Consider the following 22,144-nt stretch of genomic DNA (forward strand, 5'->3'; position numbering starts at 1 on the left):
ACCTAGACCGGGAGTTCAACGGTATTCGGCAGAACAGGACTGCGCTGTCGCCGGTCGATGGCAACACTCTTGATCAGCACTGTGACCGTCTTGCCGGTGAACAGATCCAGGTCGGCGACGGATGCGCGCGTGATACGCGCCCTGACGACCTGCTCACCGACAGAGCACAGAATTTCGGCGTAAGGTCCGCTCTCTTCCGAGATGCTCTTGATCTTTGCCTCAAACGCATTTCTGATCGAAAGGCCCTCGGGCGGGATCGACGCCAACGACACATCGCGTGCGCGGATGCGGAGCCTGACATGATCGCCGGTCCGGGCTGCCATGTCCGGGATCTGCAGGACCGCGCCGCCAATTTCAACGAAGGTAAGACCCCAAACATCATCGACCTGAGTGACTGTACCTTCAATCAGAGCGCCGGCTTCATGCCGGCCGGTGGCTCTGCCGAGATCCGTTCGAGCCAGCATCTCGGCGACCGGGCCGAATGCGGGAGTTTGGCCCTCGGACAGGATCACAAGCGTGTTTGAAAGACGCGCGACCTCCTCGATGGAATGGCTGACATAGAGGATCGGAATACCGGCCTCGACACAGAGGCGATCTAGATAGGGCAGGATATCATTGCGCCGGGCCTGATCGAGATTGGCAAGAGGCTCGTCCATGATGAGCAGGTTCGGATCGGACAGCAAAGCCCGCCCGATGGCCACTCGCTGCTTTTCACCTCCGGACAGGGTTTCCGGTTTCCGATCAAGCAGGGCATTCAATCCGAGCAGATCGACAACTTCGTTGAAATCTCTCGTCCCCTGCCTGCGTCCGGCCCAGCGCGCATAGGTCAGGTTGGCCTTGACGCTGAGATGTGGAAAAAGGCGGGCGTCCTGAAAGACATGCCCTATGCGTCTCGCCTGAACCGGCAGATTTATGGACTTCGCCGAGTCAAAGAGGGTCGTTCCATTGAGCCTGATGTGCCCGGATGAAGGTCTGATCAGTCCGGCAATCATGTTGGTCAGCGTCGTCTTGCCGGACCCCGACTGGCCGAACAGCGATGTCACCCCGCCATCGCTGCTAAAACGGGCCTGAAGGTCAAGCTGGCCGACGTTGCCTTTGATATCGACATCAAGCATTGCCACCTCCGATCCGGGACCTGAGGCGGCGTGCGAGGATTTCCGAGGCGATTAGCGCCGCGAAGGCAACAAAGGCTGCGATCAGTGTCAACCTGAAGGCAGCAAGATCGCCGCTTGGGGTCTGAGTTGCCGTGTAAAGTGCCAGTGCAAGAGTGCGGGTCTCGCCGGGAATGTTGGAAACAAAGGTGATCGTTGCACCGAATTCACCCATTGCCTTGGCAAACCCCAGGATTGCGCCGCCGAGAATACCGGGCAGGGCAAGTGGAAGGGTGACGGTCAAAAAGGCGACAATCCGATGAGCGCCCAGAGACTTCGCCGCTTCTTCCAGCTTTGGATTGACCGCTTCGAAGGACAGGCGGATGGGGCGGACCATCAGCGGAAAAGACATGACACCGGCAGCGAGCGCCGCTCCGGTCCAGTTGAACGCAAAACTGATCCCGAAGACATCGTCCAGAAACGCCCCGACCGGTCCTTTCCGCCCAAATGTCAGAAGCAGGACATAGCCGGTGACAACGGGTGGCAAAACCAGGGGCAGATGAACAAGCGCGTTGACGATACCATGCCCCGGAAACCGGTAACGCGCCAACAGAAAGGCTGTCAGAACCGCAATCGGAAGCGCAACAGCGAGTGCGGCGGCGGCGACCCTCAGGGTCAGCAGCAAGGCTTGCCACTCGGCAGGTTGAAGGTCGAAAAAATCCACGTGCGCCCGGTCAGTTGTTGCAAATGCCGCCGGTCGCCAGCGGCCTAATTCACCTTATCGGTTAAAAACCCCAGCGAGTGCAAGATTTCTCGTGCCCGCGGCTGTTGAAGGAAGTCAAGAAAAGGCTCGGCGGCAGGATGCGACCCGTCCACGGTCAAGGCGGCGAGATACTCGATTTTGGGATGTGCCGATGCCGGAAAATCGGCAAGTGTCGCTACTGCCGGTTCGATAACGGCATCCGTCTGATAGACAAGGCCCAGCGGCGTATCTCCGCGCGCGACCGAGGCCAGAACAATCCTGACATTTTCCATGGGCGCCAGACGGGTTTCAACGGCTTGCCAGAGCCCCAGGTTTTCAAGCGCGGCCTTGCCATAGCGGCCTGCGGGAACTGTATCGGGATCGGCAATCGCCATTCGGCCTTCGTTGAGCGCGATTTCCAGTTCGCCTGCATCCAGCCGGACTTTCGGACCGTCCGCCGCGCCGATCAGAACAAGGGTGTTTGAGGCAATCGGGCGGACCGTGTTCGCCCGAACAGCATCTCGTTCCACCACATAGTCCATCCAGTCCACATCCGCGGACACAAACAGGTCTGCCGGGGCACCCGCTTCCACCTGACGTGCCAGCGTGCCGGTGCCGGCGAAGGAAAATATCACCTTGTTTCCGGTTTCCTCTTCGAAAGCCGTGCCGACCCGCTCCATCGCTTCGCGCATGCTGGCAGCTGCAAAGACCGTCAGAGGCGCTTGTGCCGCCGCCGGCGGCAGACATGCCAGCAACAATATGCAAAAAAGAAGCAGACGGCGGAACATCAGGACCCCAAGTATTGAATATCGACCCAGTAGCTAGGCCATGCGTTGCTTGCGATCAATAGCAGGTGCTGGTCAATTCATTCTGTCCTGCCTGATCATGTCGGAGCCCTTTTCGGCAATCATCACGGTCGGCGCATTCGTATTGCCGGAGGTGATCGTGGGCATGACCGAAGCGTCGACCACGCGGATATTGCCGAAGCCGCGAAGACGCAATCGTTCGTCAACCACCGATGCCTCATCCGTTCCCATCCGGCACGTGCTGACCGGATGAAAAATCGTCGTTCCGATATCGCCAGCCGCTTTCACCAGCTCATCCTCGCTGGTGAGATCGGGACCGGGCAGATATTCCTCGGGCTGATACGGCTTCATCGCAGGTGCCGACATGATCTTCCGGGTCAATCGAATCGCGTCCGCTGCCACTCTTCTGTCGGCTTCGGCTGACAGGTATTTCGGCAGGATTTCCGGTTGATCCGACTTTCTGGGCGAGGTGATGTGGACATGCCCGCGGCTTTCAGGCCGAAGGTTACAAACACTTGCTGTCATCGCCGGGAAGGAATGCAGCGGTTCGCCGAATTTCGACAGCGACAATGGCTGCACGTGGTATTCCACGTTGGCCGTCTCAAAGGAAGGATCCGTCTTGGCGAATACGCCCAACTGACTGGGGGCCATCGCCATCGGACCCGATCGCTTGAACAGATATTCCAGTCCGATCTTTGCCTTGCCAAGCCAGGAGTTCGCCATCACGTTCATTGTCATGGCGTTCTGCACCTTGAAAACAGGCCTGAGCTGAAGGTGATCCTGCAGGTTCTCACCGACGCTCCGCATCTCGTGACGTGCTTCAATGCCGGCCTTTTTCAGGACCTCCGGATTACCGATACCGGACAGCTCCAGCAATTGCGGAGAACCGATCGCTCCGGCAGCCAGTATCAGTTCACCTTCCACGCCTAGCTTTGCCGGTTCCCCGGCAATGTCGAGTTTGAGGCCGGAGGCCGTGCCGTTGTCGAACTCTATGCACTCGACATGCGCCTCGGTGACGACTTTCAGGTTTGGCCGGTTGCGGGCAGGGCGCAAAAACGCCTTGGCGCCATTCCAACGCAGACCGGATTTCTGGGTCACCTGAAAATAGGCCGAGCCAAAATTGTCACCACCGTTGAAATCCTGCGTCTTGGGGATGCCCAGCTGTTCACAGGCGTCGCGGAAGGCGTCGAGCAATTCCCAGGAGATGCGCTGTTCTTCCACCCGGAGATTTCCGCCCTGGCCGTGCAATTCGTTGTCCCAGGCATAATGATCTTCGGACTTGCGGAAATAGGGCAGGACATCCTCCCATCCCCAGCCCGCCAAACCCAGCTGCCGCCAGTGATCATAGTCCCAAGCCTGGCCGCGCATGTAGATCATGCCATTGATGGACGAACATCCGCCCAGAACCTTGCCACGGGGATAAATCAGCTCACGGCCATTCAATCCGGGATCGGCAGTGGTCCTGAATCCCCAGTCCACACGTGGATTACCGATACAATGCAAATAACCGACCGGGATATGGATCCAGATGTAGTCATCCTTTTTGCCGGCTTCCAGCAGAAGCACCTTCACATTCGGATCTTCGGACAAACGGTTTGCCAGCACGCAGCCGGCGGTTCCCGCGCCGACGATCACATAGTCCCAGGCACCCAGGTCTTGCATGATTCCTCCCAACATTTTGTGCGATGGAGGCACGGAGAAGGGTTTGGGTCAAGCTGTCCACTTGGAGAAGGCTACCTGTTCGGCTTCCCTTCCAATTTTCCCACAAGCCTGCCTGCTTGCAGTATGTATCGCGTTCACGACCGACGTTGAGAGACAGACAGAGAGCAGTATGACACTCGAACTGGTTCCCCAGACCCCTGGTCCCGAGATTTACCTGCAATTGCGAACTGAAGGCGGCTTGAGTTCGTATTCAATCGAAGCTGCCGAAATCGGACTGAAAAACAGCCTCTATTGCGTCATGGTGTTTGACGGCGAGGAACCGGTGGGCATGGGCCGTCTCGTGGGGGATGGCGGTTGTTTTGTCCAGGTCACTGACATCGTTGTGCTTCCGGGCTACCAGGGACAGGGTCTAGGCAAACGAATCATGGCGGCCCTGACGGACTATATCGAAACCAGATTGCCGGCGACTGCCTATGTAAGCCTGATCGCCGATGTACCGGCCAACCGGCTTTACGAACAGTTTGGCTTCAAGGAGACCGCTCCGCGTTCTGTCGGGATGTCCCGCCGCGCCCGTTGAACATAAATTCCGCACCGCTCGCAAATCGGGTCGCCCCAGGAAGGGCACACACCTATGGTCGCCTCAGATCAGTTGAGGAGCCAGACCCATGTTTCAGATCCATCCGCTTTCCGCAGTCGACTTTTCCAGTCTGAACGGCTTGTCTGATGAAGCCCTGGCGGAAAGGAACGTTCAGGTTCACATTTCCGATGGTGGCTTTCCCTGCCGCGTTTCGCTGGCAGATGCCGCCGAAGGCGAGAGGGTTTTCCTGCTCAATTTCGAGCATCAGCCCGGCGATACGCCATATCGTTCCAGGCATGCGATTTTCGTCAGGGAAGGTGCGGTGGAAAGCCATCCGGAAGCTGGTTCGATCCCGTCTTCGATTGCAAGCCGCCTTCTTTCAGTGCGTGCGTTTGATGCCGAACACGAAATGATCGATGCGGATATAACCGACGGTTCGGAGGCGTCAGATCTGATCTCGACATTCTTTGCCAACCCGAAGGTCGACTATATTCATCTTCACTATGCCCGCCGTGGCTGTTTTGCCGCGAAGGTTACGCGCGCGGCGGCGTAGTCTGCTCCCGACACTCCCCAACGCTGAATGGAGGCTGCTTCTCTTGGAAGCGCCTCCTTTTCCTTTGCCGTTTCGAGCATGGTTTGTGGCAAACCCGACAGCAAAATGAGGCTCTTGTCCTGACCGGTGCCTGAAATTTCGGTAAACTGGTTCTTACCTTTGCGATCAGCATTTGTGACCGTCGCCAGAAAAGGAACTCAATTTCCGGAACATACTCTGAATAGAACGAAAGAAATCTTCTACCCAAGGGAGACAAGCGCCATGCCAACAGTTGCCAACCGCCGAGCCACCTTCAAAGCGCTCCACGAGAAAGGCCGGGCCTTCCTGATGCCCAACCCCTTTGACATCGGGACAGCCCGCATACTGGACGGTCTGCGCTTTGACGCCCTTGCAACGTCCAGCGCAGGTTTTGCGTGGACGCGGGGTGTTCAGGACGCCGAAGGGCTGATCACACGGGAAGACGCCCTCTCGCATGCCGAGGAAATCATCAACGCATCCGCCCTCCCGGTGAATGGCGACCTGGAAAACGGCTTTGGTGACAGTCCCGACGATGTCGTGGAGACCGTGAAGGGAGCGATTGAGGTCGGGCTCGCCGGCTGCTCCATCGAAGACTACACCACCGACCCGCAGTTTCCGTATTATTCTCTGGATCTTGCGGTTGAGAGGATCAAGGCGGCAGTCGATGTCAAGAACAGGCTTGCGCCCGACTTCGTCCTGACTGCCCGCAGCGAAGGGCCTGTCCAGACGCAATACGAACTGGAAGAAACCATCAAGCGCCTGAACGCGTTTGTCGAGGTCGGTGCCGATTGCGTTTATGCGCCTCAGCTGAAGGACAAGGATCAGATTGCCACCGTTCTTGCAGCCGTAAAGGCGCCTTTGAACATCCTTGCAGGGCGCAAAAACTTTCACATGACTCGCAAGGAGCTCGGTGACATGGGCGTCTCGCGCGTGTCGATCGGAGCTGGTCTTGCGCGCATCGCGTTCGGGTCGTTCATCGCTGCGGCAGAAGACATGAAGGACGGCGGATCGTTCGGATGCTTCGACCGGGCAATGGGCACCGCGGATTTTGAATCCTTCATGCAAGCTCGGCCCTGAACCGGTCCAAATCCTTGAGGCATCTGAATGATGCCTCTCTACATGACACAATCATGAGCGAGGTTCCGCAGGCCTCGCTCAATATGTGACACGTCATTCGTGCCAAAGCCCAACGACCTACTCACACGCAAATACTATCCTGTTGCCCAGTAGGTCAGAACGACCGGCAGGGTTACGAGCGTCAGGATCGTCGAAATGAAGATGAATCCGGCAACACCATGGGCTTCATCCGGCTGGTGCTGCGAAACCGCCAGATAGGTTGCGACGGATGGCGGCATGAAGCACATCAGGACGACGATGCTCTCGATCTTGCTGTCCAGCATCAGGACGTGGGTCAGGACCAACGCGGCAATCGCGGAAATCCCGATATGGAGAATGGACAGGATAAACGCTCTGGACAATGCGCCGAGTTTCAAGGTTTCCAGGCTGACGCCCAATGTCAGCAGCATGATAGGAATGGCCAGTCCCGACATGATTTCCAGGCTTTGATCGACAGGTCCTGGAAATCTCCAGCCGGTTGCCATCATGACGAGAGCAATAATCACCGAATAGATGACCGGCTGGCGGGCGAGGGCCGCAAAGTTCGGCTTTCCCATCGGTATTGCGATTCCGATCGTGAAGATGCCGACCAGCACGACGACAATGAAGCCGATGGCAACGGCTGTTCCTTCCGGACCGAAGGCAAGCGTCGCCACCGGAAGACCAATGTTGCCGACATTGGAAAGCATCATTGAAGACCAATACGCCTTGATGGAAACCCCAAGCAACTTGAGGACCACGAATCCCAGCACGGCAAAAACCAGAACCATTCCGGCAGCAGCTGCCAGAACCGTGAGAAAAGTGCCGAGTTGAACATGTTCCTTTGCCAGATGCGCCAGAATGAGCGTCGGATATCCCACGTTGGCGACCAGACTGCCCAACATCTTGGTGTCGAAAGGTGCCTTGAGGAGTGCCAACATGTAGCCGAGCAGCACGCAAAGCAGCACAGGCAGCATGACGTTGACGACGTGACCGAAAATGACTTCCAAAACCGCCCCCAAATCTAATTCATTTGACTAATCAAGCACTCCTGACCCCTAACCCGCTGCCCAGAAAGTCAGGACAAGCGGTAACGTCACCAGAGTAAGGGTCGTTGAAACAAGAATGAAGCCTGCGACGCCCGGGGCCTCTTCCGACTGGTACCGGGCGACCGGCAAATACGTGATGGCCGATGGCGGCATGAAGCAAAGCAGGACGCAGAACAGGACGGGCAGCACGACATTGGCGACATGTTCGACGATGCCCGCCACCGATTGGTCCCTCCAGCCTGGTTTCTTCTCTTGCAAACGTTAGAGGTGCCCGGCGGTGAAAATCAACCTTCTCGTGCAAACCGGAGCTGAAGTCATTCGGGACGCTCACCGACATAGGCCGCCCTGGGGCGGATCTTTTCATGTGCCGCATATTGCTCCAGGGCGTGGGCAATCCAGCCCGTCATCCGGCCGGCACAGAAGATGATCTTGCCTGAATCCTTCGGCAAACCATAGGTTTTCTGGATCGCCGCCAGGGCAAAATCAACATTGGGTGGCAGACCGAAAAGATCATCGGCCGCCTTGATCAGAACCGGCAAGCGCTCCACGAAGGGATGGCCCGCTTCCGTCCGCAGAAGGATATCAAGCAGACAATCGGCGCGCGGATCCCGCTCCTGATAAATCAAATGCCCGAAACCGGGCAAGGACTCGCCTCGCCCGAGTCGGTCCGCGAGTACCATTTCAATATCCGAATCCGGGGTGATTTCCGCCAGCCAGGCCGTTGCCCGGTCAGACGCAGCGCCATGCCGCGGACCGGTGAAAGCGCCCAGACCTGATATCAGCGCCGCATGCAGCGGCGCCCGTGTCGACGCCGCACAGCGCGCGGCAAAGGCGCTGGTGTTGAGTTCGTGATCGGCACAAAGAACAAGTGCAGCCCGGATGAGGTTCTTCGCCGATGCGGACACTCCATAGGCATTGGCGATTTGTGTATGGATCGGGATTGCCACCGGTTCCTGGTCCAGAAGCGCTGCAATGGAATAACGAAGCAGTGCGGCTCCTTTTTGCTGCAAGAGCCTGGGCGCCAACGTATATGCGGCGCGATCCTGCAGCGGCCAGGCAGCCAGTGCCATCATCAGCCGGTCGAGCGGGGCCAGCCCTGTTGGCAGCTCCGGCGGGCTTTCGGGAACATTTTTTGCAAATGGGTCGTCACCGGAATCCCAAAGCAGGGTCGCCACCGTTTCCAGGGTCGATGTTTCGGCAAGGTCGGTTGCCAGCCGCCCGCGATAGACCGGCCCGTATTCCGCAATGAGTGTCAGCTCGGTTTCCAGAACCGGATCGCCGGTCAATGGACGCGAGCCCGTCTGGTCTTCAGACGCTTTGCGGCCCTTCAGACGACGCACATCGGCAGCATCATAGCGGCGTTTTTTCCCCGGACCGGCGACCGAAGCAATCAGTCCCCGGCTGACATAGGCATAGAGGGTTGCCGGTTGAACACCGAGTTCGGCAGCAGCCTCACGGGCGGAAAGATAGATTGGCGTGCTCATATATTGATTTTAGTTATCAACATTGATCAATGCAATTCCTTCTCTCTATCTGGCGCAAACCGAAGAAGGAGATGACCATGACCGAAGCGCCAAATCCTGCTCACATGACCCCGGATCCGATTGCCGGACTAGAGGGCGTTGTCGCCGCAACAACTTCACTCAGCGATGTCGACGGCCAGAACGGCATATTGATCCTGCGCGGCAAGAAAATCGAAGAACTCGCCGGGCTCGTTTCCTTCGAAGAAGCTGTCATGCATCTTTGGCAGGATTTGGACGTCGCCAAGACGCCGTCGATGGGTGAAGCTTTCGGCCTGGCTCGCCTCGCCGCCTTTGAGGTCGTACCGTTGCTGGCGGCCGCCCCGGCCACGCTCTCGGTCTATGAGCGCATGCAGCTCGGCCTTGCCGCACTGCCCTTGAGCGAAACCCTGCCTGCTGCAATTGCCATCAGCGGTGCCTTGCCGGTATATCTGGCTGCATCCTATCGGATTGGTCAGGGACAAGAGCCGATTGCACCGGATCAAACTCTTGGCTGCGCAGCCGATCTTTTGCGCATGTTGACCGGCGAAACTCCGCCCGAGACTCACGCCGATGCGCTTAATCGCTACCTCGTGACCATTCTGGACCACGGCCTGAATGCGTCCACCTTCACCGCGCGCGTCATTGGCTCGACACAGGCGGACATGAGACAGGCCATTCTCGGCGCCATGGGCGCGCTGAGCGGTCCCTTGCATGGCGGTGCCCCCGGGCCGGTGCTGGACATGATCGATGCCATCGGCGAACCGGGCAATGCTGAAGACTGGATTACCGCCGCGCTCGCACGCAAGGAGCGCCTCATGGGCTTCGGTCACCGGATTTACCGGACGCGCGATCCGCGTGCCGATGTGCTGAAATCCGGATTGCGGCGACTCGGTCAGGAGAACCCCAAGGTCAAGCTTGCCGAGGACATCGAACGTGAAGCGCTGGTAGCGTTGAAGAAGGCAAAACCGGATCGGGCGCTCGACACGAATGTCGAATTCTATACGGCGGTGCTCCTGGACGCGATCGGTATCGACCGCACTCTGTTCACCCCGCTTTTTGCCACCGGTCGCACACCCGGCTGGTGCGCGCACGTTCTGGAACAACAGAAATACGGCAAGCTCATCCGCCCGGCATCGCAATATGTCGGACCGATGCCGGAGTAAGGCCTTCCCGGAAGCAATCACCTGCTTCTTCAAAGTCAAAGAGCCATCCCGCAGTCGACCGTGGGATGGCTCTGGTTCAATCGCCGTTGAAAATCACCGGCATCGTGCCGGAGGGAGACGCGTTGTCACGAACTCAAGAAGTCAGGAATGACCAGCTAGCCGGCCATTTCCGCTTCGCGGACGGCCAGTTCAATCTCGTCAACTAGGCCCGGGTCCAGTTCCAGCCGCGCGGCAAGCATTTGCAGATAGGCTTTTTCCGCCGGATGGTCCGGGTCGATGGCCAGTCGCGAAGCTGCATAAATTTCGGCCGCCGTTTCCGGACAGGTCGCGAAGGCGACAACCTTGTCGAGATCGAGCGGCGCGCGCAGCTCGTCCATCAGGAAGGCCTTTGCTTCACTGTCGAGACCAGCCTCATCGATCTTCTCAAAGATCCGGTCCTGTTCTTCGCGGTCGATGTGACCGTCGGCCTTGGCCGCGGCGATCATCGCCGTCAGCAGAGCGACTGCGAACTGGTTTTCACCGCCCGGCTGCTCTGCCGGATCAAAGGCGGTTCCGCGCGGGGCCTCCAACGGGATCGGTTCATACTGCGGATATTGCGGCCGTGGCGCGTTCTGCTGGTTGGCCTTGTGGCCCTGATAAGCCTTGTAGGCGAGACCGGCGACCAGCGCCAGACCACCATAAGTCACGGCTTTCTTGCCCATCTTGCGACCGGTCTTGGTGCCGAGCATCAGCCCGGCAAGGCTGCCGAGCGCCAGACCACCACCTTGTGAGGACAGAAAATCCTTGCCTTGCGACAGCAGGTCGCCGGAACCGCCACGCGCTGCGGCGGCCGCACCGCCGCGACCACTTTGTTGATTGCCGGACTGGCCACCCAGGAACTGGTCCAGCAAGGATTTTGCGTCAAACATCTATTGGCTCCCTAAAACAACCCGGAGAAGGTCAAATCACACTTGCCCTATCAAATGGGAATTTCTGCAAGCTGCGCAAGTTTGGGTTACATTTGAATACAGTTTTCCGATTCAGATCGGCTCATCCCTCCCTCCACGCCAAGCCCCTGCAGGAACAGTGAATTGACGAAGTTTGCTTTCATGCTCCTTGCCACGACCGCAATCCTTTCCTTCGCGTCTCCGGCTCAGGCATTTCTCTCCGGTGAAGACCCGGACAGCTATTCCAGAGTTCAGGAACCGGATGTTCAAGCCGCTTACCTGGATGCCCTTGTCGCGGCGGGAGAGAGTTCCACAGGGAAACTTCATGCATTTCGCGTGGCGGCCTCGGGCGACAGGGCTTCGTCCGATAGGGATACGCTCCCAGGCAAGGGACTGATCGTCCACGCGGTACAGGATCGGGGATTGCCGCGCGGAACGGAATACCCGACATTTGTGTTTACTTCCGGCGATAACACCCGAAGGCCGGTCCTCATCTACAAGACCCATGCCGGAATGCGTCTCTTCATTTCGGAAACGCCGACCAGTGACAAGGAATGCCTGTTGTCAGCAGAAAAGGGCTGGTCAGATGTCTGCCTGGCCGATACCGAGGGGAAACCTGCCCCAGATCTTGAAGGGCATCGGAACGACTTCTGGTCGGACCTGCTGAAGGTGTTCGGCTTCTAGCCACCTGTCGCAACGCGATGGCGCATCGGCATCAGCTCAACGACGAATGCAACGGTCAGCGCCATGACCAGCCAGGTCAGCCAGGCGATACCATCCTGCACCAGCACGACTTCAACCGGATTTCCAACCAGCCAGTTCATCAGGGGCTGGCGGATCAAACGCCCTTGCACCGCCAGCATCAGGCAGCCGAGGCCCAGGCCACCGATCCACCAGCGAAGACCCGGAAACCGGTATTTGAGAAGCCCATAGCAAAAGGTGAGCGCCAGCCCAATCTCGATGGAACTGATGGCGGCAGGTATGCGCACGTCCCAGGATGACTGAACTGTCTTTCCGGCCATCTGACCTGCCACCCATTCATGGATCCATTCAACGGTGAAGACGTGAATGACGAAACCACCAGCGGCAGCCAGAGCGGCAGCCGCCAATATTGGTACAAATCTGTTAGCCATTGAAATTCCGAAGAAAATTGAACACTTCGGATTGGTGACGGCAAAAGGCGTTATTTCAATGGCAACAGGTTGTCGTCCTTCAGGGTTTCCATGGCAATCGATGATCGCACGTGATGAACTGCTTCCTGAGGCAGCAGTTCGTCATTGATGATGTGGCTGAGCGCCTTGAGGTCGGGCACCACGATTTTCAGCATGTAGTCGACATCGCCGGTCAGCGTGTGGGCTTCCTGAACCTCTGGCATGGCCGTCACCATGTTGCGAAACTTGCGTGCATTATCCCTGCTGTGCGCACCAAGCGTCACGCCGACAAAGGCGGTTACCGTAAGACCCAACGCTTCCGGGTTCAGCGCCGCCTTGTATCGGCGAATGATCCCTGCCTCTTCCAGTTTCTGGCGACGGCGCGAAACCTGACTGGCGGACAGGCTGATGATGTCGCCGAGCTCCGAATTGGTCAGCGCCGCATTGTCCTGCAACGCGGCAAGCAATTTCACATCATAACCATCGAGCGCAACAGTCATGCGTCAATCTCATTTTTCTTGCACATTATGTGTGTAAGTTTACGCGAAAACACGTGGATTGCACACACCCTGCGCATCATCCCCTTCATTCTGTCTCCAATGAATGTCAATTCAAAGGAGGACCAGTCATGGGACCGTTTCCGCACGACGCGCCCCCTGCCCGGATAACACAACAAAACCCGGCAGGAACCGATGGCTTCGAGTTTGTCGAGTTTGCCCACCCGGAACCGGAAAAGCTGGACACGCTCTTCCGCAAGATGGGATTTGAACCGGTCGCAACGCACAAGACCAAGAACATCACGCTCTACCGCCAGGGTGACGTTACCTATGTGCTGAACGCGGAAGCCGGCAGCCATGGCATGAAGTTCGTCGACGTCCACGGCCCTTGTGCGCCGGCCATGGCCTGGCGCGTGGTCGATGCCCGGAAGACCTACGAATATGCCGTTGCCCGGGGTGCTACGCCCTATGAAGGCAATGACAAGACCGTCGATGTGCCGGCGATCGTCGGCATTGGCGGTTCATTGCTCTATTTTGTCGACACCTATGGTGAAAAAGGTTCCGTCTATTCAGACGAGTTCAACTGGCTGGGCGACGTTGATCCGAAACCGGAAGGTGTCGGTTTCTACTATCTCGACCACCTGACCCACAACGTCTATCGCGGCAACATGGACAAGTGGTGGGACTTCTATCGCGATCTGTTCAATTTCAAGCAGATCCACTTCTTCGACATCGATGGCCGGATCACCGGTCTCGTCAGCCGGGCAATCACGAGCCCGTGCGGCAAGATCCGCATTCCGCTGAACGAGTCCAAGGACGACACCAGCCAAATCGAGGAATATCTGAAGAAGTACAACGGTGAGGGCATTCAGCACATCGCCGTGGGCACGGACGACATTTACGCCAGCACCGACAAGTTGGCGGCGAACGAGCTGAAGTTCATGCCAGGCCCGCCTGAAACCTATTATGAAATGTCCCACAAGCGGGTGAACGGACACGACGAGCCGATCGACCGCATGAAGCGTCACGGTATTCTGATCGACGGCGAAGGGGTGATCGACGGCGGCGTGACCAAGATCCTGCTGCAGATATTTTCAAAGACCGTCATCGGACCGATTTTCTTCGAATTCATTCAGCGAAAGGGCGATGAAGGTTTCGGCGAAGGAAACTTCCGGGCTCTGTTTGAGTCGATCGAGGAAGATCAGATCCGCCGCGGCGTGATCAAGCCGGAAGCAGCCGAATAATCCCGGCAAACCACATCTCAAAGAGGCCGTTTTCCGTTACCGGCGGACGGCCTCTTTTCTTATTTTCGACGGGACGTGCACTTTTTTTCAAAAAAGATTCAAAAAGTGAACCGCTGCAAGCCACTGATATTGCTTAACTTGTCTATCCGGCAGCTTAAATACTGTGTCTTCGCGACCACAGTTTTCAAAATTTTTCCGGAAGAAGATTTCGCCAGACGGGTTTTACCATACAGAGGCTGCCGAGTAGGCCCTCTGTTGCATTGTCTAAGCACAAACTTCTGACCTCCGTGCCCCGCGCGGAGGTTTTTTTTGGCCTCCCGTAAGAAGACCTAGGCTTTCACCTTGGCTTCCAGCGCATCCCAGACCATCGCAGCGACATCGGGACCGCCGAGATTGCGAATGGCGCGAATGCCCGTGGGCGCCGTGACGTTGATCTCCGTCAGCATGCCGTCAATTACGTCGATACCGACCAGGATCAGGCCTTTCGCGCGCAACGACGGACCGAGACGAGCACAGATTTCGCGTTCACGCTCGCTGAGGTCGCTGTCGGTCGGCGCACCGCCGCGCACCATGTTGGAACGCAGATCGCCTTCCGCCGGAACCCGGTTGACCGCCCCGGCAAATTCACCGTCCACCAGCAGGATGCGCTTGTCGCCGTGCTTCACATTCGGCAGGAACTGCTGGATCACCCAGGGTTCGCGGAAGGTTGCGTCGAAGAAATCATAGAGCGACCCGTAATTGAGATCGTCTTTGGTGATGCGAAAAACCGCCGCACCGCCATGGCCGAACAGCGGCTTCATGACGATGTCGCCGTATTCTTCCCGGAAGAGATCGATTTCTGCCCTGTCCTTGGTGATCAGGGTCGGCGGCATCAGATCGGCAAATTCGGTAACGAACAGCTTCTCCGGCGCATTTCTGACCGACGCGGGATCATTGACCACCAATGTGTCGGGATGGATCTTTTCCAGAATGTGGGTGGCGGCAATGTAGGCAAGGTCGAAAGGCGGGTCCTGGCGCATCAGGACAACGTCCATGTCGCGCATGTCCGTGCGCTGCCTTTCGCCCAGCGTGAAGTGATTGCCCTTCTCGTCTCGGACCTGAACCGGCTCCAGCCCACAGAAAACGTCATCTCCTCGTTGCGCCAGGCGCTCCGGCGTATAGTGAAACAGTTCATGGCCCCTGGCCTGCGCTTCCAGCATCATCGCGAATGCGCTGTCACCGGCAATGTTGATGGTGGAGATATGGTCCATCTGGACCGCAACTTTCAAAGCCATTAGGCGACTCCCGGCGGGGCGCAGATTTGCGCGGGGTATTTCAGATCGGTTGGTCCAGATATGCGGTCCGCATCCTGCTTTGTCCAGTAGCTGTCGATCGCCGGTGCTTCACGACGCTGATATCGGCAAATGCCCATCCCGGCCCGGACCTAGTCCCAGGCCTCAAACGCGTTTTCGATACGTTCGGGCAAAGCCCAGGGACGGACAACGATCACGTCGAAGCGGAGCGTGAAGAAACCGGCTTTGGGATGTTCCGAAACGAATATCTTCGCCGCCCTCGAAATCCGCTTCTGACTGGCCGGAGTGACGGCTTCCATTGCCGCACGGCGAGATCTTCTGGCCTTGACTTCGACGAACGCAACCGTCTTGCGTTTCTTGGCGATCAAGTCGATTTCGCCGGCTCTGGTCTTGTAGCGATGTTTCAGGATGCGCCATCCGGTCAGGCGCAGATACCAGGCGGCCCAGAATTCGGCCGACAGTCCGCGCGCATGCGCCTGGCGGCGCTTTTCGGTTCCGCCCGCCTTGTCTCTCGCCATCGTCAGCCGTCTCCCGACTTCAGGTCGAGTGCTCTTTTATAGACCTCACTTCGTTCCAAGCCGGTTGCCTTGGCGACTTTCTTGGCTGCGGCACTCACCGGCATTTCGGCAAGCGCCTCCTTCAACAACTCATCGAGATCCGAAGCCTCGGCCTCCGGCCTTTCCTCCGGCGGTCCAACCAGAATAACGATCTCACCCTTGACCTGCTGATCCGAAAACCGCTGCGCAAGCTCGGTCAGCGTTCCGCGTTCGAATGTTTCGAAGCGCTTGGTGAGTTCACGCGCGACGACCGCTTCCCGGTTCCTGCCGAGAACCTCGGACATCAGTTCAAGCGTTGCGGCAGTGCGGTGGGGAGATTCAAAGAAGATCAGGGTCGCCGGCGTCTTGGCGAGATCTTCCAGACGCTTGGTCTTCGGACCGCCTTTCTGCGGCAAAAACCCGGCAAAGAGCACTGTGTCGCTCGGCAGCCCGGAGGCAACCAGACCTGCAAGCGGCGCGGATGCGCCAGGAATTGGGATCACCTCGAAGCCTTCGGCAACAACGTCCCGCACCAGCCTGTACCCGGGATCTGAGACCAGCGGCGTGCCGGCGTCGGAAACGAGGGCAACGGCCCTGCCGTTTGAAAGCTCCCCAAGGATCTTCGGGCGCTGCTTGTCGGCATTGTGCTCATGATAAGGCATGAGCGGGGTCTTCAGGCCGAATTTCTGCGTAAGGGTTGCCGTGACCCGTGTATCCTCGCAGGCAATGACACTGCTTGCTGCCAGAGTTTCGAGCGCGCGGACCGTGATGTCTCCCAGGTTCCCGATCGGCGTGGACACGATATATAGTGCGGGTTCCAGATTGGGTGCCGTCAAGGCATGTTCTGCAAGGCTGAAGCGATTTTTTTCCGCGGGCGAGGCGGTTGTATCCGACCCCATGAAGCCTCCTTACAGTCCGGTTCTTCGACCGGCTATCCAGTCAATGTGATGCAATTCTTTTTCTGCGCTACCTGCTGAACGCAACTCATGCAAGGCAAATCCACTATTCTTCAAGCAGATCTCCCTCTCATGGGGCGCTAAAACTGGACATCTTGATAACGAATACGTAAGTCTTTGCCAAAAGATGGATTGATAAATATGGCAAGTGCAATGCGGGGCAAAAACAAGCAACAGGGCCGTCGTGTCTTTTTGAAGACCGCGTTGGCAGGGGCGAGCACCATGCTGCTCGGCGGCTGTCTGGGGTCAACATTGGGATCTTATCCCGGCGAAACGATCCAGCCTACCGGTCAGCCGCAGGTCACGGGCGAAGTGATCGGCACAGGAAGTGTCCGTGTGGGTCTGCTCCTGCCGCTGTCGGGCGGCAACGCCTCCATCGGTACGGTGTTCAAGAATTCCGCCTCCCTTGCCTTGCAGAACTTCCCCAATGCGGACGTTCAGCTGCTGGTCAAGGATACCGGCGGCACGGCCGAAGGCGGACGGGCTGCGGCGCAGGCCGCGATATCCGAAGGTGCTGAACTGATCCTCGGACCGGTCTTTTCGCCGGCGGTTTCGGGCGCTGCGTCAGCAGCAAGAGCAACCGGCGTTCCGGTCATCGCGTTTTCGACCGACACATCCGTTGCAACGCGCGGCGTCTATCTGTTGAGCTTCCTGCCCGAAAGCGACGTCAAACGCATCATCGGCTATGCCAACAGCCAACAAAAGCAATCCTACGCAGCCCTGGTTCCCGAAGGGGCCTATGGTGCTGTCGTCGAAGCCGCCTTCCGCCAGGAAGTCGGGCGCGGTGCAGGGCGGATCGCGACCATTCAACGCTACAAGATTACCGGATCGGACGCGACGGACCTGATTGCCAAGACAACCGCGCTGAAATCCGTCCTCAACAACATCGATGCCCTGTTTGTTCCGCAAGGCGGCAACATTCCGGCTCAGGTTATCCAGACCCTCGTCAGCCAGGGCGCCAATCTCGGGCAGGTCAAGCTGCTCGGCTCCGGGCAATGGGATACCTCGCAGGTCAAGAACAATCCGGTGCTCGCCGGCTCGTGGTTTGCCGGACCGGAAGACAAGGGTTTCCAGACCTTTGCGCAGCGCTACCAGAGCACATACGGATCGCAGCCGCCACGCAATGCCAGCCTGGTTTATGACGGTGTCACGTTGGCCGCCGGCCTGATCCGCTCCGCCGGGCCACAACGGTTCCAGCAGAGCATCCTGACCAATCCGGATGGTTTCATCGGCATTGACGGCCTTTTCCGGTTCAGGTCCAACGGCCTCAACGAGCGCGGACTTGCCGTTTATCAGGTCACCGGCAAGGGAACGCAGGTCATCTCTCCGGCACCCAGGGATTTCCGGACCGGTTTCTAGGTTAGGTAAGGATTTCAGATGTTAAGCGGCAAACAGATCGTGCTGATCATCAGTGGCGGCATTGCCGCCTACAAGTCGCTGGATCTGATCCGACGACTGAAGGAACGCGGCGCCAGGGTCGTGCCGGTCATGACCGCCGGGGCGCAGGAAATCATCACTCCGCTGGCCGTAGGTGCCCTGTCAGCCGAGAAAGTGTTCACGAACCTCTTCGACAGGGAAGACGAGCACGATGTCGGCCATATTCGACTGGCCAGGGACCATGACCTGATCCTGATCGCTCCCACCACCGCCAATCTGATGGCCAAGATGGCGCATGGCATCGCGGACGACCTGGCATCAACCATCCTGCTGGCCACGGACAAACCCGTTCTCGTGGCCCCCGCCATGAACCCGAAGATGTGGCAAAACCCAGCCACGGCCCGCAATGTCACGACGCTCGAACAGCAAGGGGTCCGTTTCGTTGGCCCTGCCTCCGGCGAAATGGCCGAACGTGGCGAGGCAGGTGTTGGCCGCATGAGTGAACCGCTGGAGATCGTTGCAGCTGCCGAAGCCGTGCTCCGGGACAATCAGGCGGAAAGTGGCGAGCTGCCGCTTGCCGGAAAACATGTGCTGATCACGTCCGGTCCTACCCACGAGCCGATCGACCCGGTCCGCTACATAGCCAATCGTTCTTCCGGCAAACAGGGACACGCCCTTGCCGAAGCCGCTTACGCTGCTGGTGCACGGGTCACGCTTGTCTCCGGCCCGGTCGGTCTGCCTGATCCCGACAACATCAAAGTCATTTCGGTGGAGTCCGCTGCAGAAATGCTGCAGGCGGTGGAGACAAACCTGCCGGCCGACATCGCGATCATGGCGGCTGCCGTCGCCGATTGGCGCGTTGCTTCGGAAGGCAGGCAGAAGATCAAGAAGGACGGCAGCGGGAAACCACCTGCGCTCAATCTGGTCGAAAACCCGGACATCCTGTCGACCGTCGGCCATCACGAGAAGCTGCGTCCCCGTCTTCTGATCGGCTTTGCCGCGGAAACCCAGAACCTTTTGAAGAATGCCCGCTCCAAGCTTGAACGGAAGAACGCCGACTGGATCATCGCCAATGACGTCAGTCCCGAGACCGGGATCATGGGCGGCGATGCCAACACGGTTCGCCTGGTGAGCAAGTCCGGCGTTGAAGACTGGCCACAGATGGACAAGGCCGACGTGGCACGCCAGATCATTGCGCGCGCCGCCGAGGCCCTCAAGAACCCATCCGGCTCCTGAAGCAACAAGCATTCGAGCTCATCTGAACCGCTTCAGGCAGCGAAGCGGTAGTAGCTCATGCTGAGCGAACCATATTCATAGCTTCTGTGCAGCAGTTCCGGATTCGCCTTTTCACCGGCCGCTCCGAAGGTGAAGAACAGTGGCAGAAGGTGTTCCTCAGTCGGATGGTTCCGGCGAAAGCCCGGGGCTTTTTCCAGATCCTGGAAGTAGTCGATTGATCCTGCTTTCAGCCCCTCATCCAGCCAATGGTCGAATTTCTGCGCCCATTCAGGGGCTTCAGCTCCTTGCGGATAGATCTCGCGCAGATTGTGCGTTGTGCTGCCGGAGCCTACGATCAGGATCCCCTGCTCCTTTAACGGTGCGAGCACGCGACCGAGGGCGAAGACGGATTCCGGTGTGCTGTCATTTGGCAGTGACAAGGCGGTTACCGGAATGTTGGCCTGCGGAAAGGCAAGCGAAAGCGGCACCCAAGCCCCATGATCCAGTCCCCAGCTGCTGTCGAGCTCCACATCATAACCTGCGGCTTCAAGCAGTTTGGCGGCTTCATCGACCTGATCCTCGTCAGTACGCGCGGGATACTGGAGTTCGTAAAGAGCTGGTGGAAATCCGCGGAAATCATGGATTGTGCGCAAGGGGCCCGGGGACGACAGTTTCAGACCTTCCGTCTCCCAGTGGGCAGACAGGATCAGAATTCCTGCCGGTATGGCCTGTGTCTGCGCAAAACTTTTCAGGAAACGGCTCGCCGATGTTTCCTCCAGTGCCAGGGTTGGCGCGCCATGAGCAACAAATACGGGTGGAATGCTTGCCACCGGCATGCGGATATCTCCATTGGGCTGAAATCTTCAGGTCCTTAAAAGGATAGGGATCGAACGCCCGATCAGAAGTTCAGTTTTTGGAGAAGGCCTGTTCCATATTCGGGAACAATCGATTTCAGCCAGGAAACAGAAAATCCGCCCCCGAAGCCGGGAGCGGACGCATTCAAATCACTTTCGAAGTTTCATCCGACCGCTTACCGGTAACCGACGTTGATCAACTGAACGCGGCGATTGATGCCCGAATCCGGCTTGGACGGATCGCGCAGCTGCTCTTCGCCGAGACCGACGGCCTGCAAGTACTCCGCCGGAACCTGGAACGTGGTCACCAGCGCCTCGCGAACCGATTTGGCACGTTTGATCGAGAGTTCGAGATTGTATTCACGCGTACCCGTCGCATCCGTGTGGCCGACAATGTAGAAGGTCTGCCCCTGAAGATAAGGCGTGTGCAGGGCGTCGGCGATCAATCCAACGGTCTCATAAGACTCCGGCTTGATGCGCGCCGAGTTCAGGTCGAAGGTGATTTCGACGTTGAACTGGCGCAGGGACGCCAGCTTGTCCCACAGCGGCAGGTTGCCGGGAGAATTGGCACCAGGATATTTCTGGATGTTTTCGAAAGCCGCTTTCTGCAGATCGTCGGCGCTGACATCGACTTCCTGCTGCGCGCCCTGAAGCGAGTTGATGATCTCGTTGCGGCTGAGCTTGGTCTGCGCAGATGCGCCGGAGACCGAAACGGCAAGGATTGCAGCCGAAATACCGGCCAGAAGGGTCTTGTACATGGAAATTCTCCAAACAGGTATTAGCGGTATCCGGCCAGGTCAATGGCGGTGTTGCATTTGGCGCTGACGGACGGCTGCGCCTTGAGGAGGCAACGCAGAATGTGTCCGGCACCCGCTTTCACGCCCTTACAGTACTGGGCAGCATCCCGATCGCAGATCTTGGGGGCTGCAGCCTGGGCAGCGAGGCGTTCCTGAATAAGAGATGCGACAACCTCACGGTCCGCATTGCATTTCTGTGAGACCTTCGCCTGGTTTTCATCCAGACATTTGCCGATGCCGTTGTTGGCGAGTGTGGCGGACTTGCAGAATTTGTCGATATCCTTGCCGCAGCTGACCGACAAAATCTTGATTGCTTCTGCGAAGCCCACTGTTTGCGCAAAAGCCGCCGGGGCGGTTGCTAAAAGAACACCTGTTGTGAATGCAAAAATCAAACGTCTCATATTGTAAATCTCCCAACCGGGGTCTGCGCCCCAGATAAATTTACGATGCGGCAGAGTGTTTCAGGAGATGACAACGACTTCAAGTAGGTAGTTGGTATTTATGGCAAGTCTCGTGCAAGCCGTCGTTCTTGACACAGGCCGGCGAATATCGTCACTCACCGCTGGATCGAACAGCCGGAATTTTGCAATGACCGTCACACTGGAACTGAAACGCCTCGACCATGGCAAGGACCTGCCCCTGCCAGCCTACCAATCCGCGCTGGCCGCCGGACTTGACCTGCTGGCAGCCGTTGAAACCAGCCTCACGTTGGCCCCTGGTGAACGCACGCTCGTTCCGACCGGACTTGCCATGGCGCTGCCCGCCGGTTTCGAAGCCCAGGTGAGACCACGCTCCGGCCTTGCCGCCAAGCACGGCGTTACCGTCCTGAACACGCCCGGCACCATCGACGCGGACTACCGGGGCGAGGTCAAGGTCATCCTGATCAATCTCGGCAAAGAGCCTTTCGAAATCACCCGCGGCGAGCGCATCGCGCAGATGGTTGTTGCACCTGTGCTCCAGGCTGATATCCGCGAGGTCAACACGCTGCCCGAAACAGAACGCGGCAGCGGCGGTTTCGGCTCCACCGGCCGCGGCTGAACC

General features: G+C 58.1%; 25 protein-coding genes. 9 read left to right on the top strand and 16 right to left on the bottom strand.

From position 1 onward, the window contains the following. Window positions 1-2 precede the first annotated feature (2 nt). The 4 genes from modC to ABLQ08_RS28705 all read right to left on the bottom strand — a co-directional run bounded on the left by modC (window position 3) and on the right by ABLQ08_RS28705 (window position 4,301). A complete protein-coding gene (gene modC / locus ABLQ08_RS28690) occupies window positions 3-1,121 on the bottom strand; it encodes a molybdenum ABC transporter ATP-binding protein (protein ID WP_352949714.1) in 1,119 nt (372 codons plus the stop codon). After that, the gene (gene modB, locus ABLQ08_RS28695; RefSeq protein WP_352949715.1) at window positions 1,108-1,815 is read right to left on the bottom strand and encodes a molybdate ABC transporter permease subunit; all 708 of its coding nucleotides are present in this window, start codon (window positions 1,813-1,815) and stop codon (window positions 1,108-1,110) included. Before modB ends, modC begins: the two co-directional genes overlap by 14 nt. Window positions 1,816-1,859: 44 nt before the next feature. Continuing rightward, entirely contained in the window at window positions 1,860-2,621 is a 762-nt protein-coding gene (modA, locus tag ABLQ08_RS28700) for a molybdate ABC transporter substrate-binding protein (protein WP_352949717.1), read from the bottom strand. 72 nt (window positions 2,622-2,693) lie between these two features. Continuing rightward, window positions 2,694-4,301, bottom strand: coding sequence for a GMC family oxidoreductase (locus tag ABLQ08_RS28705; RefSeq protein WP_352949719.1), 1,608 nt, complete (start codon window positions 4,299-4,301; stop codon window positions 2,694-2,696). A gap of 169 nt (window positions 4,302-4,470) precedes the next feature. Between ABLQ08_RS28705 and ABLQ08_RS28710 the strand changes: the two genes are divergently transcribed. The 3 genes from ABLQ08_RS28710 (at window position 4,471) to ABLQ08_RS28720 (ending at window position 6,526) form a co-directional block, all read left to right on the top strand. Beyond that, window positions 4,471-4,878 (top strand): GNAT family N-acetyltransferase, encoded by a 408-nt coding sequence (locus ABLQ08_RS28710; protein WP_352949721.1) that lies wholly within the window; start codon window positions 4,471-4,473, stop codon window positions 4,876-4,878. Window positions 4,879-4,966: 88 nt separating this feature from the next. Next, window positions 4,967-5,431 carry a DUF1203 domain-containing protein gene (locus ABLQ08_RS28715; RefSeq protein ID WP_352949723.1) on the top strand — a complete coding sequence of 155 codons (465 nt, stop codon included), beginning with the start codon at window positions 4,967-4,969 and terminating at the stop codon, window positions 5,429-5,431. 261 nt (window positions 5,432-5,692) lie between these two features. After that, window positions 5,693-6,526: an isocitrate lyase/PEP mutase family protein gene (locus ABLQ08_RS28720; RefSeq protein WP_352949726.1), complete on the top strand. Its 834-nt coding sequence runs from the start codon at window positions 5,693-5,695 to the stop codon at window positions 6,524-6,526. A 134-nt stretch (window positions 6,527-6,660) separates the two neighbouring features. On the opposite strand, the gene ABLQ08_RS28725 is transcribed toward ABLQ08_RS28720, so the two are convergent. The 3 genes from ABLQ08_RS28725 to ABLQ08_RS28735 form a co-directional block, all read right to left on the bottom strand. Next, window positions 6,661-7,554, bottom strand: a complete 894-nt coding sequence (locus ABLQ08_RS28725) for an AEC family transporter (protein ID WP_352949728.1) — start codon at window positions 7,552-7,554, stop codon at window positions 6,661-6,663. Between the two features lie 48 nt (window positions 7,555-7,602). After that, a complete protein-coding gene (locus ABLQ08_RS28730; protein ID WP_352949730.1) occupies window positions 7,603-7,815 on the bottom strand; it encodes a hypothetical protein in 213 nt (70 codons plus the stop codon). Window positions 7,816-7,907: 92 nt separating this feature from the next. After that, window positions 7,908-9,077 carry a citrate/2-methylcitrate synthase gene (locus tag ABLQ08_RS28735; RefSeq protein WP_352949732.1) on the bottom strand — a complete coding sequence of 390 codons (1,170 nt, stop codon included), beginning with the start codon at window positions 9,075-9,077 and terminating at the stop codon, window positions 7,908-7,910. Window positions 9,078-9,154: 77 nt separating this feature from the next. On the opposite strand from ABLQ08_RS28735, the gene ABLQ08_RS28740 reads away from it, so the two are divergent. Then, a complete protein-coding gene (locus ABLQ08_RS28740; protein ID WP_352949734.1) occupies window positions 9,155-10,258 on the top strand; it encodes a citrate synthase/methylcitrate synthase in 1,104 nt (367 codons plus the stop codon). Between the two features lie 155 nt (window positions 10,259-10,413). Here the strand turns inward: ABLQ08_RS28740 and ABLQ08_RS28745 are convergent, their stop codons facing one another. Next, window positions 10,414-11,166 (bottom strand): tellurite resistance TerB family protein, encoded by a 753-nt coding sequence (locus tag ABLQ08_RS28745; RefSeq protein ID WP_352949736.1) that lies wholly within the window; start codon window positions 11,164-11,166, stop codon window positions 10,414-10,416. A 162-nt stretch (window positions 11,167-11,328) separates the two neighbouring features. Between ABLQ08_RS28745 and ABLQ08_RS28750 the strand changes: the two genes are divergently transcribed. Beyond that, the gene (locus ABLQ08_RS28750) at window positions 11,329-11,868 is read left to right on the top strand and encodes a hypothetical protein (protein WP_352949738.1); all 540 of its coding nucleotides are present in this window, start codon (window positions 11,329-11,331) and stop codon (window positions 11,866-11,868) included. Here ABLQ08_RS28750 and ABLQ08_RS28755 read toward each other — a convergent pair. Next, the gene (locus ABLQ08_RS28755) at window positions 11,865-12,317 is read right to left on the bottom strand and encodes a hypothetical protein (protein WP_352949740.1); all 453 of its coding nucleotides are present in this window, start codon (window positions 12,315-12,317) and stop codon (window positions 11,865-11,867) included. The genes ABLQ08_RS28750 and ABLQ08_RS28755 overlap by 4 nt on opposite strands. Window positions 12,318-12,367: 50 nt before the next feature. Further along, the gene (locus tag ABLQ08_RS28760) at window positions 12,368-12,835 is read right to left on the bottom strand and encodes an Lrp/AsnC family transcriptional regulator (RefSeq protein WP_352949742.1); all 468 of its coding nucleotides are present in this window, start codon (window positions 12,833-12,835) and stop codon (window positions 12,368-12,370) included. 128 nt (window positions 12,836-12,963) lie between these two features. Here ABLQ08_RS28760 and hppD point away from each other — a divergent pair, with 128 nt between their 5' ends. Next, window positions 12,964-14,076 (top strand): 4-hydroxyphenylpyruvate dioxygenase, encoded by a 1,113-nt coding sequence (hppD, locus tag ABLQ08_RS28765; RefSeq protein ID WP_352949744.1) that lies wholly within the window; start codon window positions 12,964-12,966, stop codon window positions 14,074-14,076. 329 nt (window positions 14,077-14,405) lie between these two features. Here the strand turns inward: hppD and gshB are convergent, their stop codons facing one another. From gshB to rsmI, 3 genes are all read right to left on the bottom strand, one after another. Then, window positions 14,406-15,350: a glutathione synthase gene (gshB, locus tag ABLQ08_RS28770; RefSeq protein WP_352949746.1), complete on the bottom strand. Its 945-nt coding sequence runs from the start codon at window positions 15,348-15,350 to the stop codon at window positions 14,406-14,408. Window positions 15,351-15,499: 149 nt separating this feature from the next. Beyond that, the gene (locus tag ABLQ08_RS28775) at window positions 15,500-15,886 is read right to left on the bottom strand and encodes a YraN family protein (RefSeq protein WP_352949748.1); all 387 of its coding nucleotides are present in this window, start codon (window positions 15,884-15,886) and stop codon (window positions 15,500-15,502) included. 2 nt (window positions 15,887-15,888) lie between these two features. After that, window positions 15,889-16,803, bottom strand: coding sequence for a 16S rRNA (cytidine(1402)-2'-O)-methyltransferase (gene rsmI / locus ABLQ08_RS28780; protein WP_352949750.1), 915 nt, complete (start codon window positions 16,801-16,803; stop codon window positions 15,889-15,891). Window positions 16,804-17,001: 198 nt separating this feature from the next. On the opposite strand from rsmI, the gene ABLQ08_RS28785 reads away from it, so the two are divergent. Beyond that, window positions 17,002-18,219: a penicillin-binding protein activator gene (locus tag ABLQ08_RS28785; protein WP_352949752.1), complete on the top strand. Its 1,218-nt coding sequence runs from the start codon at window positions 17,002-17,004 to the stop codon at window positions 18,217-18,219. 18 nt (window positions 18,220-18,237) lie between these two features. Continuing rightward, the gene (gene coaBC / locus ABLQ08_RS28790) at window positions 18,238-19,473 is read left to right on the top strand and encodes a bifunctional phosphopantothenoylcysteine decarboxylase/phosphopantothenate--cysteine ligase CoaBC (RefSeq protein WP_352949754.1); all 1,236 of its coding nucleotides are present in this window, start codon (window positions 18,238-18,240) and stop codon (window positions 19,471-19,473) included. Between the two features lie 32 nt (window positions 19,474-19,505). Here coaBC and ABLQ08_RS28795 read toward each other — a convergent pair whose 3' ends face one another. The 3 genes from ABLQ08_RS28795 to ABLQ08_RS28805 all read right to left on the bottom strand — a co-directional run bounded on the left by ABLQ08_RS28795 (window position 19,506) and on the right by ABLQ08_RS28805 (window position 21,504). Further along, complete coding sequence (locus ABLQ08_RS28795) at window positions 19,506-20,288, bottom strand: DODA-type extradiol aromatic ring-opening family dioxygenase (protein WP_352949756.1); 783 nt, start codon at window positions 20,286-20,288, stop codon at window positions 19,506-19,508. Between the two features lie 194 nt (window positions 20,289-20,482). Then, on the bottom strand, window positions 20,483-21,064 hold the full coding sequence (locus ABLQ08_RS28800) for an OmpA family protein (RefSeq protein ID WP_352949758.1): 582 nt from the start codon (window positions 21,062-21,064) through the stop codon (window positions 20,483-20,485). Between the two features lie 20 nt (window positions 21,065-21,084). Then, a complete protein-coding gene (locus tag ABLQ08_RS28805; RefSeq protein ID WP_352949760.1) occupies window positions 21,085-21,504 on the bottom strand; it encodes a hypothetical protein in 420 nt (139 codons plus the stop codon). 187 nt (window positions 21,505-21,691) lie between these two features. Between ABLQ08_RS28805 and dut the strand changes: the two genes are divergently transcribed. Beyond that, window positions 21,692-22,141: a dUTP diphosphatase gene (gene dut / locus ABLQ08_RS28810; RefSeq protein WP_352950032.1), complete on the top strand. Its 450-nt coding sequence runs from the start codon at window positions 21,692-21,694 to the stop codon at window positions 22,139-22,141. Window positions 22,142-22,144 lie beyond the last annotated feature (3 nt).

Origin of the sequence: Roseibium sp. SCP14, assembly GCF_040329475.1 — a bacterium.
GTDB lineage: Bacteria > Pseudomonadota > Alphaproteobacteria > Rhizobiales > Stappiaceae > Roseibium.

Coding starts and splice junctions, on each gene's coding strand:
- ABLQ08_RS28800 (WP_352949758.1), bottom strand. CDS start 21,064: ATGTACAAGACCCTTCTGGCCGGTATTTCGGCTGCAATCCTTGCCGTT.
- coaBC (WP_352949754.1), top strand. CDS start 18,238: ATGTTAAGCGGCAAACAGATCGTGCTGATCATCAGTGGCGGCATTGCC.
- ABLQ08_RS28710 (WP_352949721.1), top strand. CDS start 4,471: ATGACACTCGAACTGGTTCCCCAGACCCCTGGTCCCGAGATTTACCTG.
- ABLQ08_RS28705 (WP_352949719.1), bottom strand. CDS start 4,301: ATGCAAGACCTGGGTGCCTGGGACTATGTGATCGTCGGCGCGGGAACC.
- dut (WP_352950032.1), top strand. CDS start 21,692: ATGACCGTCACACTGGAACTGAAACGCCTCGACCATGGCAAGGACCTG.
- modA (WP_352949717.1), bottom strand. CDS start 2,621: ATGTTCCGCCGTCTGCTTCTTTTTTGCATATTGTTGCTGGCATGTCTG.
- ABLQ08_RS28755 (WP_352949740.1), bottom strand. CDS start 12,317: ATGGCTAACAGATTTGTACCAATATTGGCGGCTGCCGCTCTGGCTGCC.
- ABLQ08_RS28805 (WP_352949760.1), bottom strand. CDS start 21,504: ATGAGACGTTTGATTTTTGCATTCACAACAGGTGTTCTTTTAGCAACC.
- ABLQ08_RS28715 (WP_352949723.1), top strand. CDS start 4,967: ATGTTTCAGATCCATCCGCTTTCCGCAGTCGACTTTTCCAGTCTGAAC.
- ABLQ08_RS28785 (WP_352949752.1), top strand. CDS start 17,002: ATGGCAAGTGCAATGCGGGGCAAAAACAAGCAACAGGGCCGTCGTGTC.
- gshB (WP_352949746.1), bottom strand. CDS start 15,350: ATGGCTTTGAAAGTTGCGGTCCAGATGGACCATATCTCCACCATCAAC.
- ABLQ08_RS28740 (WP_352949734.1), top strand. CDS start 9,155: ATGACCGAAGCGCCAAATCCTGCTCACATGACCCCGGATCCGATTGCC.
- ABLQ08_RS28775 (WP_352949748.1), bottom strand. CDS start 15,886: ATGGCGAGAGACAAGGCGGGCGGAACCGAAAAGCGCCGCCAGGCGCAT.
- ABLQ08_RS28760 (WP_352949742.1), bottom strand. CDS start 12,835: ATGACTGTTGCGCTCGATGGTTATGATGTGAAATTGCTTGCCGCGTTG.
- rsmI (WP_352949750.1), bottom strand. CDS start 16,803: ATGGGGTCGGATACAACCGCCTCGCCCGCGGAAAAAAATCGCTTCAGC.
- ABLQ08_RS28795 (WP_352949756.1), bottom strand. CDS start 20,288: ATGCCGGTGGCAAGCATTCCACCCGTATTTGTTGCTCATGGCGCGCCA.
- ABLQ08_RS28720 (WP_352949726.1), top strand. CDS start 5,693: ATGCCAACAGTTGCCAACCGCCGAGCCACCTTCAAAGCGCTCCACGAG.
- hppD (WP_352949744.1), top strand. CDS start 12,964: ATGGGACCGTTTCCGCACGACGCGCCCCCTGCCCGGATAACACAACAA.
- ABLQ08_RS28745 (WP_352949736.1), bottom strand. CDS start 11,166: ATGTTTGACGCAAAATCCTTGCTGGACCAGTTCCTGGGTGGCCAGTCC.
- ABLQ08_RS28735 (WP_352949732.1), bottom strand. CDS start 9,077: ATGAGCACGCCAATCTATCTTTCCGCCCGTGAGGCTGCTGCCGAACTC.